At 43.3% G+C, this 12,858-nt stretch carries 10 protein-coding genes; 3 read left to right on the forward strand and 7 right to left on the reverse strand.

The window, feature by feature from the left end; translation table 11 throughout:
• Nucleotides 1-21: 21 nt before the first annotated feature.
• Genes mngB through GPS65_RS05175 form a run of 4 tightly spaced genes read right to left on the reverse strand, consistent with a single transcriptional unit; the run spans nt 22 to nt 4,653 of the window.
• Nucleotides 22-2,685 carry a mannosylglycerate hydrolase gene (mngB, locus tag GPS65_RS05160; RefSeq protein ID WP_144497003.1) on the reverse strand — a complete coding sequence of 888 codons (2,664 nt, stop codon included), beginning with the start codon at nt 2,683-2,685 and terminating at the stop codon, nt 22-24.
• Between the two features lie 28 nt (nt 2,686-2,713).
• Complete coding sequence (locus GPS65_RS05165) at nt 2,714-3,832, reverse strand: PTS fructose transporter subunit IIC (protein ID WP_144482174.1); 1,119 nt, start codon at nt 3,830-3,832, stop codon at nt 2,714-2,716.
• Between the two features lie 36 nt (nt 3,833-3,868).
• A complete protein-coding gene (locus tag GPS65_RS05170) occupies nt 3,869-4,198 on the reverse strand; it encodes a PTS fructose transporter subunit IIB (RefSeq protein WP_007498438.1) in 330 nt (109 codons plus the stop codon).
• Complete coding sequence (locus tag GPS65_RS05175) at nt 4,195-4,653, reverse strand: PTS sugar transporter subunit IIA (RefSeq protein ID WP_012008794.1); 459 nt, start codon at nt 4,651-4,653, stop codon at nt 4,195-4,197. Before GPS65_RS05175 ends, GPS65_RS05170 begins: the two co-directional genes overlap by 4 nt.
• A gap of 241 nt (nt 4,654-4,894) precedes the next feature.
• Here GPS65_RS05175 and GPS65_RS05180 point away from each other — a divergent pair, with 241 nt between their 5' ends.
• Entirely contained in the window at nt 4,895-7,564 is a 2,670-nt protein-coding gene (locus GPS65_RS05180) for a S8 family peptidase (RefSeq protein WP_161985356.1), read from the forward strand.
• Nucleotides 7,565-7,671: 107 nt separating this feature from the next.
• Nucleotides 7,672-8,154, forward strand: a complete 483-nt coding sequence (locus GPS65_RS05185; RefSeq protein WP_144468912.1) for an Ig-like domain-containing protein — start codon at nt 7,672-7,674, stop codon at nt 8,152-8,154.
• Nucleotides 8,155-8,497: 343 nt separating this feature from the next.
• Here the strand turns inward: GPS65_RS05185 and GPS65_RS05190 are convergent, their stop codons facing one another.
• The 3 genes from GPS65_RS05190 to mmuM all read right to left on the reverse strand — a co-directional run bounded on the left by GPS65_RS05190 (nt 8,498) and on the right by mmuM (nt 11,628).
• Nucleotides 8,498-9,118 (reverse strand): hypothetical protein, encoded by a 621-nt coding sequence (locus GPS65_RS05190; RefSeq protein WP_144468833.1) that lies wholly within the window; start codon nt 9,116-9,118, stop codon nt 8,498-8,500.
• Between the two features lie 121 nt (nt 9,119-9,239).
• Nucleotides 9,240-10,643, reverse strand: coding sequence for an S-methylmethionine permease (gene mmuP, locus GPS65_RS05195; RefSeq protein ID WP_144482176.1), 1,404 nt, complete (start codon nt 10,641-10,643; stop codon nt 9,240-9,242).
• Between the two features lie 46 nt (nt 10,644-10,689).
• Nucleotides 10,690-11,628, reverse strand: coding sequence for a homocysteine S-methyltransferase (mmuM, locus tag GPS65_RS05200; RefSeq protein WP_144482177.1), 939 nt, complete (start codon nt 11,626-11,628; stop codon nt 10,690-10,692).
• A 334-nt stretch (nt 11,629-11,962) separates the two neighbouring features.
• Between mmuM and GPS65_RS05205 the strand changes: the two genes are divergently transcribed.
• Nucleotides 11,963-12,793 (forward strand): YitT family protein, encoded by an 831-nt coding sequence (locus tag GPS65_RS05205; protein WP_034320763.1) that lies wholly within the window; start codon nt 11,963-11,965, stop codon nt 12,791-12,793.
• Nucleotides 12,794-12,858 lie beyond the last annotated feature (65 nt).

Genomic DNA, 12,858 nt, shown 5'->3' on the forward strand with positions numbered 1-12,858 from the left:
ATGGATCCCGCCCCTACATGTTCATTTTTTCTTTACAATGTAGGTTTGTACCTGACAAGGTGTGAGCGGTTCAATGTGTAATGATCCATGTTGTGCTTTGAGTATATGTCCTTCAGGTGTTTCGCCTAAATTCGCTGTTTCTCCGTGTTGTAGAGATGAACTATTGATTGAAGCGGCTGTTTGACGCGTCAAAAATGGATTGAACAGACGGATGACAATGCCTGTTCCATGCTCTTCTTTTTTCAGAGCACTAAGAATGGCTCCGTCTGTTTCGATGTCAAGCAGGCTATAAGTAGATTGTAAGTCTTCTTTTTCATCTCGGAAAGAGAAAATTAAACGCCCGTTTAAAAAATCTGCCCGTTCGTAGCATTGAACTGGTGTGGTATACCGCTTGGCGAGCTGTGCTAAGTGCCCCTCGCTGACAGCGTCCTTGCTATAGTGCATGCCAAATGAGAACGACAGTGCCCCTTGCAGCTGAGCGTCAGGTGTCTCCACAATTTTTTCACCAGATGCGCGACCTGGACGGTAAAGGAGGTTTTCTTTCCCCATTTTTCCGAAACAGCGGAAGAGCGTATATGCAATCGTTGTATAGTCTTCTCCTGTGATCTGGTATTCTCTCACGCAGTCCGTCAATAGAGCGACACCGTATGCTTCATCACGAAGTGCAGTAAAGGATTGCATCGGTTCAATGGTGATCGGTTTTTCTTCCCAATGTTCATTGTTCCACCATTCAAGCTCTTGCGTGAGCTCAGTTGGGCGTTCGATGGTTCCAAACTGCTGATCGCTCAGTGATACTTTTGATGCGATGCCTGTATCAAAGAGGACACGCAGACGATGGTCTAACGCATGATTGTCGACATCGACATGAAAACGGATAACAGGCTCATCTTTGTTTAATGCCACCTTTGCTGTAATCGGGAGTGAAGTCGTGACCGTTTGCTGAGAGCGCTCTTCTAAGTCATATGGAACAGTAAGAGTAAGCTGGACAGTGAGCTCTTCCTGCAAGCCGCTTTTAGACACTGCGATATCTGCTGAAGAAAGGTCTATGGATGACACATATAGATCCTCACGCGGTGGTGAATAGTTGTAAGAATCCCCATCGTCTCCATTGTCTTCAAAGATCATTTGCTCAGAAAATGTCCGGCCAGTTTGTTTATCTGTGATGTCCAGTGATCCATTATCGTTTGCTGTAATGCGATAATACGTATTTTCAATCGCATGTCCGTCTGTTTGTTCCCATACAGATTCGCTCGATTCATCGAAAACCATGCTGACTTGTGTATAACCAACGGATGGTAAGCTGGTGGCTTCGATCAGTAAAACGGCTTTCCATACCTGCTTTGGCATGTACACTTCTTTACTTGGGTTAAGGGAAATTTGCTGTGCCAGCACATAATCTGTGACATTGGTTTTGCTTTTCACTGTGTACGCAAGTGTTCTCCCATGTGCATCCTTTAGTGTAAATGGACGTTCCGTGATAAATGTTTCAACTTCAATGATTTCAGAACGTTTTGAAGGCAAGGTATTAAATAACGTGAGTGTAATTTCTTGCTCAGTTTGCAGTCGAATGGCAATGAGACGCATGTGTAGGTCCACAAGGTTCTCGGCGATTTCCTTTGCCTGCTTGTAGCGGAAAAAGACGTCTTGATTCGTCGTATCACTATTACATCCGCCAATGCTGTCATGCGCTGCATTTTCAAACATGAGGTACCAAATATCACGAACCGTGTCATGCGGGTAGTCGTGTCCGAGTGAATAGCTGATCGTGAGGATCGGCTCCATCACATTGACAAGATAGTTTTCAATTTGATTGTTTAAGATTTTTAAATCAGCTCGTGTTGAAAAAATAGATTTGTGAATTCGCATGTGCTTCGCATGAATGAGCTCTCCTTGTAACGTTTCAAAAGATGTCCGCTCTTTTTTCACTGCTGCAATGTAATCTTCTAAACTGCTGATTTGATAGTGGTGCTCGTCCAGTCCATTGGCTTTTTCTAATAAGTCAGGCAGATTTTTGCGGATGGGTGCCTGGTCAAAGCCATTTGGGAAATAGACATTCTTTGTGGTGGCCTTTGCTTGCAACGCACCGATTTTTTCAGATAAAAAGGCTTGTAAGTCCTCATCCTTTTCAGGAATATTTCCACCGTAGTAGTAGCCAAATGGCAGGTTCACCGCAAAGACTTCACTTCCGTCAGCACCTTGCCAATTGAATTCGGTGTGATTCGTCATATGATCTGAAACGCCGCGCCAAAAAGCCGTATCCACAATACCAAATCCGCGGTAAATTTGAGGCATTTGTGCGGATTGACCGAAAGAGTCAGGGACATAGCCGACTTTCATCACATGACCGAACTGCTGACAGCGTTCAATTCCATATTGCAGGTTCCGTACAATGGATTCACCCGAAATGACGAGTTGGTCGGTTTGGGTATACCATGGGCCGATGATGAGACGTTTCGCTGTGACGAGCTTTTTGATTCGATTCTCATCCTCAGGACGCCATTTCAAGTAATCATCCAATAAGGATGCTTGGGCATCGAGCATGAAATAATGGAACCTGTCATCTGTTTCAAGGGTGTCTAAAATGTCCATTACGCTTTTCATTAAGTAGATACGGGAGCGGGAGGTGGTGAAATACCATTCCCGGTCCCAGTGAGTATGTGGAATCACATGTACATTGACAGTCATTGATCAACGACACCTTTCTTCGTTCAAATTATCCTTCTAGCACAAGGTCAAAATCGTCTTCTTCTTTCTGCTTCTGATCATGTTCCGGCGTTTTTGGCTCTTTTTTCTCAGAGAAATTCACAAGCAGGTTGGCGCCAATACCGATGACGAGTGCGCCAGTAAGGGCTCCGATTAAATAAGCCCACCAGTTTCCGACTGAGAAGAAGCCGTATAGCCCGCCAATTGGCGGCATGATGTCATGAACTCCTAATAATGCAGCGACCCCGCTTCCAATAGCACATGCGACAACATTGAGCGGAATCAATTTCAAAGGATTGACGAGGGTAAAAGGGATCGCCCCTTCCGTAATACCGATAATGCCCATAACAAGTCCGCCTCGTCCGGCTTCTCTAAAGGTTGGAGAGAAGTTGCGTTTTCGAATCAATGTCGCAAGCCCGTATCCAAGCGGTGGAATGACAATCGCAATATTGACAAGAATGGCAGGGAGGTAGACGCCTGATAGGAAGAGCGCGTTACCAGCCATCCACGCTGATTTATTCACCGGTCCGCCAAGATCGAAGCCAATCATCGCACCTAAAATGAGAGCGAGCGCGAGTGTGCTTGTTCCATCAGCGACCATGCCTTTAATCCATTCAATTAATGCCGTGTTCAAAGCGCCTAATGGTCCGCCTAGAAGAACTGACATTAGAAGTCCGGTTAAGCCAACGGTAATCAGCGGCAGGATGAGCAGAGGGACGAGCCCAGCTGCAGAGCCTTGAATTTGAATTTTTCTTTTCACAAAAAGAGCAACATATCCTGCGAAGAAGCCTGCAATGACGGCACCTATAAATCCAGCATTCGTTGAGCTGGCAAGGGCACCGCCGATGAACCCAGCTGCAAGCCCTGATTTATCCGCAATCGAATAGGCGATAAATCCAGCGAGTAGGACGTTCATTAAGCCAATGCCTGTCCAGCCAACCTGCTCCATTAAATAAGCACCGTGCAATATGCCGCCAGCATCCTTATAGGCGTTTAAATCTGAAACACCAAATCCTAAACCGACTAGTTTTGCTAAACCAACGATAAGGGAGGCACCGATGATCACAGGAAGAATATAAGAGATACCGGTCATGAGATGGCCTTCAATGACTTTTAATTTTGCTTTCATTTTGCTTTGCTCCTTTCTATATGGCATTGCTCACGTTTATTGAGATTCAGATTTTTTCTTTTCAACAAGTGCTACAGCTTTTGTGATGATTTGCTCGGCATTTTTTAAAGCGCGTCCAATCTCGACACGTACTGTGGGAATGCCTGAGAAACGTTCCGCATCGTTGATATGCTGATTGGAGGCAATGATACAGAGGTCTGCCTGCTTTGCTTCCTCTGCTGTAATGCCATTTACCTGTCCCATAATCCCTTGCTGCTCGATTTTGATCTCGTGACCGAGCTGTTTACCCGCATTCTCTAATGCCTTTGCTGCCATTGGTGTATGAGCTAACCCTGCTGGACATGAAGTGACACCGACAATTTTCATTGTGTAATCCCCTCTTTCAATTGTTGTTCAATGACTTCGTAATAATAGTTAGCGGTTTGACCTGGTTGTATTTTTTCGATGAAAGCCGGTTCCATGAGGCTTGTCGCAATCCCTGACAGTAATTTCAGGTGTGTGACATTTGCTTCTTCTAATGGAACGAGCAGTGTAAATAAATAGCTTGTGGGCAAATCGTCAAAGCTGCCCCATTCAATCGGTTGTTCCAGCTCTAAAAAAAGAAGTGATGCCGTTTGTACAGCGGAGCTTTTTGTATGAGGAATGGCGAAGCCTTGCTGAAGTCCTGTTGAAACTTCGTCTTCGCGAGTCAACAAATCTGATAGTAACCCCGCCTGATCGTTTGTAATCTGAAGGTCTTCAGCTTTCTCGGCAATGTATTGTAAAATCTCATTCTTTGATCGTCCGTTTACTTGTGTGAAAACATGATCTTTTTGGAACAAGCTGATCCCTTCTCTCTTGTTTGTTAAGCGCTTGCAAATTGATTGTAATGTACTTTTCTGCAAGGTTAAATAGCATCATTTTCCGTTTGAAATGGCAAAAAGTTTATGAAGCTATTTGTCTTGTACTCTGTTATCTCAAATCCTAGCTTAAAACGAGTTTAATTATGTAAAAAACAGATTCTACTAATTGCATTTCTGTGATATTCTTCCAAGGTGTGACAAAAGATAAGGGGTTCTTTTCATGTTCAAAAAGCAGGTCAAATCCTGTGTGATCGTACTCATGGCCATCATACTCTGTATGGCGGCATTACCTGGATACGAGGCAGCAGCTGCCAGTAAAGGTACAAATGTCAATGAAGCCATTGGGTTAAAAAATGGTGAAGTCATTTCAGGGACATTACAAAATGAAATGGAAGAGTCATGGTACCAAATCACGCCATCTGCACAAGAGGTGGCAAAAGATACACATATGAAAATTTCTGTCAAAAGTAAACAAGTGTTATCCGTATCGGTCTATCCAAGTAAAGACAGAGCGATGAAGGATGACACTTATTCGAGATATCGTGTGGACACTGCAAGTGGAGAGACAGAGGTAGACTTCCCGCATGCATGGTCAGGTCCTTATTATGTCAAAGTGCTCTACTTAGGGTCAGAGGAAGACAGCCGTGACGAGGAGGAGGATGCAGCATATACAATCGGGTATAAAGGAGCTAACCTTCCGCCTTCTGAACCTGTTTTCCCAGAAGATGATGAGTTTGACATCATTATTATAGAGAAAAAATACGGGCGCGAAATTCTCCAATCGATTCGCACAATTGAAGATAAACGTTTTAATGAAACACCAAATGGTCAGAAGCTGAGCCGTGTGCTTCAAAAAACAAAACCATTTCTCAAAACAAAGCTCATCAAACAAAAAAATGAGCAGCAAAAGGTATACAATCATTTGCTGACATTAAAGTCACTGCTAAATGACGTAGAGAAAAATGGTGCATTTAGCGGTCATATCGTGACAGAGAAAGAACAACAGGCAATCCGTTCCCTTTTTGATATGCTCAAAGGAGCAAGTCCTGCCTATTTAAAGAAGGAATTAGAAGCAGTGAATCAACAGATTGGAATCGATCAGCTTGAAGGAAAATCGATCGGTTATGTATTAGAAAAGCAAAAGCTTGTAAAAGAAGAGAAAGTGAAGACGAATAAGATCATTTTTAAACTAAAGGATGGCCAAACGCTTCAATCTGCGAAAAAGAAGATGAAAAGCTATGGAATCCAAGAAAACCGCGTGACATCACAATCAGTAAGTCCTTTGTTTAAAGGAATGTATGTCTATGATGTGCCAGCAGGGCAAGAATCAGCTGGGAAGACTTTAAAAGCAGGCAAAGCTGTGATCAAAAGCACTGCGAGAAAGCTGTCCAGTATGCCGAATGTTGAATTTGCAGAGCCTGTTCAAACCTATCGTGCACTGAGTAATGATGTGCAGTATGGATACCAATGGCCTCTGAAAAACAGCGGGCAAAACAGCGGGAAAAAAGGCGCTGATGTGAAGTTTGATCAAATGAATACATTGATTGGCACAAGCAAAATGAAGCAAACATTGATTGCTGTTGTGGATACAGGTGTAGACAGTCGTTTGACTGATCTAAGCGGGACTGTTCGTACGGACTTAGGTGCGAATCTCATTGGACGAAACAAAGATGCGATTGATGACAATGGACACGGTACGCATGTGGCGGGCATCATTGCCGCAAAAGCTGATAATCATTACTCAATGGCAGGTCTCAATCAACATACGGGCATCATTCCGGTGAAGGTGCTGGATGCTTATGGTTTTGGAGATACAGAGCATATTGCACTTGGAATCAAGCATGCAGTGGATAAAGGCGCAAAGGTCATCAACATGAGTCTTGGCGGCTACTACAGCCGGGTGATCGAATATGCAATGAACTACGCGGCGCAAAGAAATGTACTAGTGGTCGTGGCGAGTGGAAATGATGGCGTTCCAGAAATGGGCTATCCTGCGACATCAAAGTACGCAATGGCCATTGGCGCAAGCAACCGTATGGATATTGCTGCTGAATTCTCAAGCTTTGGTAAAGGACTGAGCATGTCTGCACCAGGATCTGATATTCCAAGCTTAATGCCAGATGGGAATGTCTCATATCTGAGCGGGACATCAATGGCGACACCATATGTGGCAGCGGCAGCAGGATTACTGCTTTCTAAAAATCCAACCTTGAAGCCGAATCAAGTAAGGAATATTTTGCAAAGCACAGCCGATAATATCTCCTTTACATCTGTTGATGGCACAGATGACGTGTTCTATGATGAAAATGAAGAGCCTATTGTCGATCCGAAAATTCCAGGCGTCGATTGGATGACAGGACATGGCAGACTGAATGCATTTGCTGCTTTAAGTGCTGTCGAACTAAATGCATCTGTGAGCAAAGTGGAGGATCAGCATCAAAAGGTGACAGGTAAAGCAAAGGCTGGCGCTGCTATTTCTGTGTATAGAGGTAAAACCCTGCTTGGAACAGGCACAGCGGGCAAAAATGGAACCTTTAGTGTGAAGATTAAGCATCAGAACAAAAACAAAGTTCTTCACATTAAGATTTCAAAAGGAAAGGCAGCAACGACGCTCAAAACAGTCGTCAAAAAAGGCAAAGCACCAGCTAAGCCGAAAGTGGGCAAAGTAACGGTCAAAAGTAAAACGGTCAAAGGGACTGCGGGTGCAGGATTGACCATTAAAGTAAAAAATAAATCAAAGAAAGTCATCAAAACAGTAAAAACAAATAACAAGGGCGCATTTACTGCCCAAATAAAACCGCAAAAAGCCAAAACAGTCTTGTATGTGACTGCTTCAGATGTGAGAAAAAGAGAAAGCAAAGCGGTGAAAGTTGTTGTTGTGAAAAAGTAAGAGGAGAGCTTCCCTTTCAAAAAAAGGGAAGTTTTTTTGTTTGTTACTGGAAAAATGCCAATTAATGTCGATAGTAATATAGTAGGAAAAAAAAGGAGGATTTATCGATGAAAAAAATCATGTTTGCTTTCTTTCTATCTTTGCTTCTCGTATTCCCAACATTTGCACATGCAGAGGAAACAGGAGCAGTACCAGCATCCGTTCAAGTAACAAGTGTCACAGCAGCCGATAGTGGTTTAGTGAATTACGGCTATGGCAGTAAATATCGCGTGGGTTCTTATTATCCAGCTACGTTTAAAGGAACGCTAAAAGATGCAAGTGGAAATCTCATGCCCAATCAGCCGATCCAGCTTTATTTTGAAGCAGCAATCAAATCATATGCTCAAACAGCAACAGGCACAACAGACGGGAACGGACAATTTTCACTGACGTTTCAAGTTCCTGCCGGTGCAGGCTACCAATCATACAATAATGCAGGCTGGTCTACACATTACTACGATGTCGTTCCAGTGACATTCACTTCAAACGACATCAAGCTTTCTTCAAATGTCACAAGTGTGTACCATTTGGCATATACATCACGTTACTAATCTGCTGGGAGAGACGACCTGGCTGAAGCCTTGTCGTTTTTTCATAGAAAAAAGGATGTCATCAAGTGACATCCTTTTCTTTTTGTTAGCAAACCTGCTGGGCGGCAACCGAAAGAGTCGATAAACAAACACTCATGAGCCGAGACTCCCAGATTTGATCGAGCGTTTAACTTTTAATTCTGAGCTTTGATGGATAAGAACTTTCACACTTGAACGTTGATCCTTGAACTTTCAGCTTTGAGCTTTTATCAAGGATCATCCAGAGATGATCAGATGAGGAGGGAATAACCTTTCCCTCGGAGGTGTTTAGTTCTATCGATTTTCGGCTCACTAACAAAATTGATTAATCGATCTGTATTTTCGTCAGCGTATTGCTTTCTGACAAGGAAAAATCAACTTCCATTTGGAAATCCTCAATTTCGGTCGAAAGCTTTTCAATCTTCACTCGAAGATGAAGCGGATCGATGATCGTTGCCTCATTTTCAGCGAGAAACGACTTGACGATCTCTTGGTTGGCAGCCGCTTGTGTTTTTCCATCTTTTCCAAACAAGGTTTCTAAATGCTGGTCGAGCCTCTTCTTTACATCTGCATTGGTTTGTTCTGCTTTGTCTACTAGCTCTGTGTACACCTTTTTCAATTTCCGTAAATAACGAATATCGTATTCTATCGATGTCTTCCGTTCAATCGCTTCCGCCACTGTCATACTGACACCCGCTACATCAATCGTTGTGGTCGCATTCGACACAACGATGGCTGATTTGATGGCATTCCTGCGCTTGATTAATGCTTGAATCGATTGGTCATCAGCCTTCGCTTTCTTTTCGATTTCTTCTTGATGTTGAAACCCGTGCTGTATATGTTTCCCGATCATCAATCCACCAAGTACGGCTTCATCAACGGTTCGGTTGATTCTCTTATCTAACATTTTCAGTTCACTTAATGCTCTTGTAATAGTCATTTCCATATTAGTGACAACTCCCTTGATTCATCCTGAAAATCATAGATTCCTATCATATACCAAAGTGTGCTTCTTTTACTAGTGATATCCTTTTTTGTCAGACTAATTTCATAGAAAAAACCTGGCGTTATACACCAGGTTCTTCACGTTTTTTTTGAATCCAAGCTGTCACATAATAGGCAGCATAGCAGATCGCGATGAAAGGGATGCCGCAGATAAGGGCAATCCGCTGATTTGGATCAAAGGCAATGCCAATCACAGATGCAAAACACAGGAAGAAGGCTACAATCGGAACCACTGGATAGAGCGGGGTTCGGAAGGAAAGATCATGAAGCTTTCCGCCTTCCTGTAAAAAACGTTTCCGAAACATAAATTGTGAGGCAGCAATCCCCATCCACACGATCACAACGGCAAGTCCTGAGATCGAAACAAGGACAAGGTATACCGTTTCTGGCGCAATGATACTTGATAACAAAGAAAGAATCCCGCCAATCATACTTAAAATCAGTGCATTCAAAGGAATTCCTTTTGATGTCAGCTTCGCCAGTTTTTTAGGCAGTGTTCGTTCCTCAGAAAGTGACCAGAGCATACGAGATGACGCATATAGTCCAGAGTTTGCGGCAGATAAGATCGCTGTCAAAATGACAAAATTCATGAAATCTGCGGCATATGGAATCCCAATGCGATCAAACACCACAACAAATGGACTTTTGATCACCCCGGCTTCTTCTACTGGGATCAGGCCAGCTAAGACTACGATTGTTCCAACGAAAAACAAGACAAGCCGCAGTACGGTTGTACGTATCGCTCTTGGAATGGTCTCGTCAGGATTGACGCTTTCACCCGCAGCAATTCCAATTAACTCCGTACCTGAAAAAGCGAAATTGACGGCCAGCATCGTCATTAAAATTGGTAAAAAGCCGTTTGGGAAAAGACCGCCTTCCCCAGTGAAGTTAGAAAAGAACGGAGCGGCTTCACCGCCTTTTAATGGAATCAAGCCAAACATCGCAGCTCCGCCAAGAATAATAAAGAGAATAATAGCCATTACTTTAATGCTGGAAAACCAAAACTCTGATTCTGCAAAAAACTTAACTGTAAACGCATTGAGTAAAAAGATAAGAAGAGCAAAGACGCCGCTCCACATCCAAACTGATGTGTCTGGGAACCAGCGCTGCATTAAAAGCCCTGCCGCTGTAAATTCCGACCCGAGTGCGACTGTCCATGTCAGCCAGTACAGCCAAGCAACTGTGTAGCCTGTGCCGGGTCCAATGTACTTTGTTGCATACGTATGAAATGCCCCTGTAACCGGCATGGCAACAGACAACTCGCCTAAACAGAGCATCACGAGGTACACAATTAATGCCCCGACAAGATAGGCAAGGATCGTTCCTGCGGGTCCTGCTTGATTGATGGTATACCCAGAGCTTAAAAAGAGCCCTGTGCCAATGACGCCGCCTAGAGAAAGCATGAACAGGTGGCGGCTCGTCATTTTTCGTTGATATTGTTGTGACTGATCTTTTGCTTGTTCCATGTCTTCCCGCCCTTTTGCTTAGAAGTATGTGTGATGAATCATGGTGTTATGATGTGGTAAGTTTTAAGATGTCCGTGATATCTTCTGGCGTCGTCCGGCAGCAGCCGCCGATGATATGCGCGCCGTCTTGATACCATTGATGCGCACATTCACCGAATGTATGCTGAGGCGTATCCCCGCTCCATACCTTCTCGTCAGGATCATATAATTCCCCTGAGTTTGGATATACGACAATCGGCTTGCTTGTCCCCTTTTTCATCTCTTGAATGAGAGAAGAGATATATTGCGGCGGCGTACAGTTAACGCCAACAGCAGCGATCTGTTCATAAGGTTCCAGTGCTTGTACACATTCTCTGAGCAAATCTCCTTCACTAATATGAAGATCGTCCTTCGCGCTGAATGTAATCCAAGCAGATACACCGCTGAATTCATCTTGCAATAGCTTTGCGATGGCTATTGCTTCAATGAGGCAAGGAATCGTTTCACACGCAAGAATATCTGCACCGGCCTCTACTAATGCCTGAATCCTTGGTCTATGAAAATCAATGAGTGCCTGCTCTGTGAGTCCGTAATTTCCTTTATATTCTGAACCATCAGACAAATAAGCGCCGAATGGCCCTACAGATCCTGCGACAAATGGTTTTGTCCGCCCATTACGACTGGCTTCATCCTGCCAAAAAAGATCGCGTGCCTCTTTTGCTAAAGTGACGGATCGTTTCATTAGTTCAATGGCTTCTTCTTTTGAATAGCCTTTTTCAGCGAAGCCATCAATCGTCGTTTGGTAACTCGCTGTTGTGGCACAGTCAGCTCCGGCTTGGAAGTAATCCAAGTGTACTTGCTGAATCAATTCTGGCTGTTCAATCAGTATTTTGGCTGACCATAAACTGTCATTTAAATTGCAGCCCTTTCGTTCAAGCTCTGTTGCAAGTGCACCGTCTAAAATTAAAGGTGCGTGAGCCTGTAAACGGCTTTGAATAGGATTCATCGAATGAAACACCCTCCTTTTTAGTCGGAAATGATGGATATGATATGAGGCAGTAGTTTAAATGACTAAAGTGTTTTTGTCAAGGAGAGGAAAAAGCATATGACCGCTGAAAAACCCTGAAAACATGCGGGTTTTCATGCATAAACATGCAGTCAAAATAATAGAAAACCAAGTCATTGACAGCCTCTAAAAAGAGATATATATTATGGAAAGGTTCATTTCAGAAAGCTTCATCAAAAGGCGCTGTCTTTTGATTTTTATTTTGTTCAACGACTGTCTTCTTTCGTGTAGAAAGAGGGTTTTTTATATGCTTAAAAAAGGAGGAAAGAAGAAATTGAAAAAATGTGTAAAAGATATCGCAATGATTCTAATTGGTTCTTTTTTATTTGCCGCCGCAGTGAACATGTTTGTCATTCCGCTTGAATTTGGTGAAGGCGGTGTAACGGGGCTGTCCATCATTTTCTATTATTTGTTTGAAATTGCACCATGGCTGACGAACCTAGTGTTTAATGCCATTCTGCTGCTTGTAGGGTATAAATATTTGGACAAGAAGACGACGATTTATACTGTGGTTGCGGTCGCAAGTAACTCCCTATTCTTACACCTGACCACAACATGGGTCGTGAATGTTCACGAATTGATCATTGGAGCCATTTTCGCGGGAATCATTATTGGAATTGGGATTGGTCTTGTGCTAAGAGCAGGCGGTACTACGGCGGGCTCTGCCATACTTGGAAGAATTGCCAACAAGTATTTAGACTGGAACGTGAGCTACGCCATCTTGTTCTTTGATCTGATCGTCGTATTTGCTTCTTACTTTATTATTGGTGCGGAAAAATTAATGTTCACGATTGTCATGCTGTACGTGGCAACAAAGGTGATGGACTTCGTGATAGAAGGACTTAACACGAAAAAGGCAGTGACGATCATATCTTCATGCAAAGATGATATTGCCGAAGAAATCAATCACACCTTGGATCGAGGCGTGACGATTTTAAACGGCCGCGGTCATTATTCAAAGGAATCGAAGGAAATTCTCTATGCAGTCATTCAAAAGCAGGAGCTTATGCGTCTAAAGAAAATCATTAAGAAAATTGATCGAGACGCATTCGTTGTTGTCCATGACGTGCGTGATGTGTTCGGAGAAGGATTTGTGAATATATAAAAGCGAAAGGACCCCAAAAGGTTCTTTTTTTTATCTTTATACCTCTTGTCACATGATACTATGTA

This window comes from Bacillus pumilus, from assembly GCF_009937765.1.
Classification (GTDB): Bacteria; Bacillota; Bacilli; order Bacillales; family Bacillaceae; genus Bacillus; species Bacillus pumilus_O.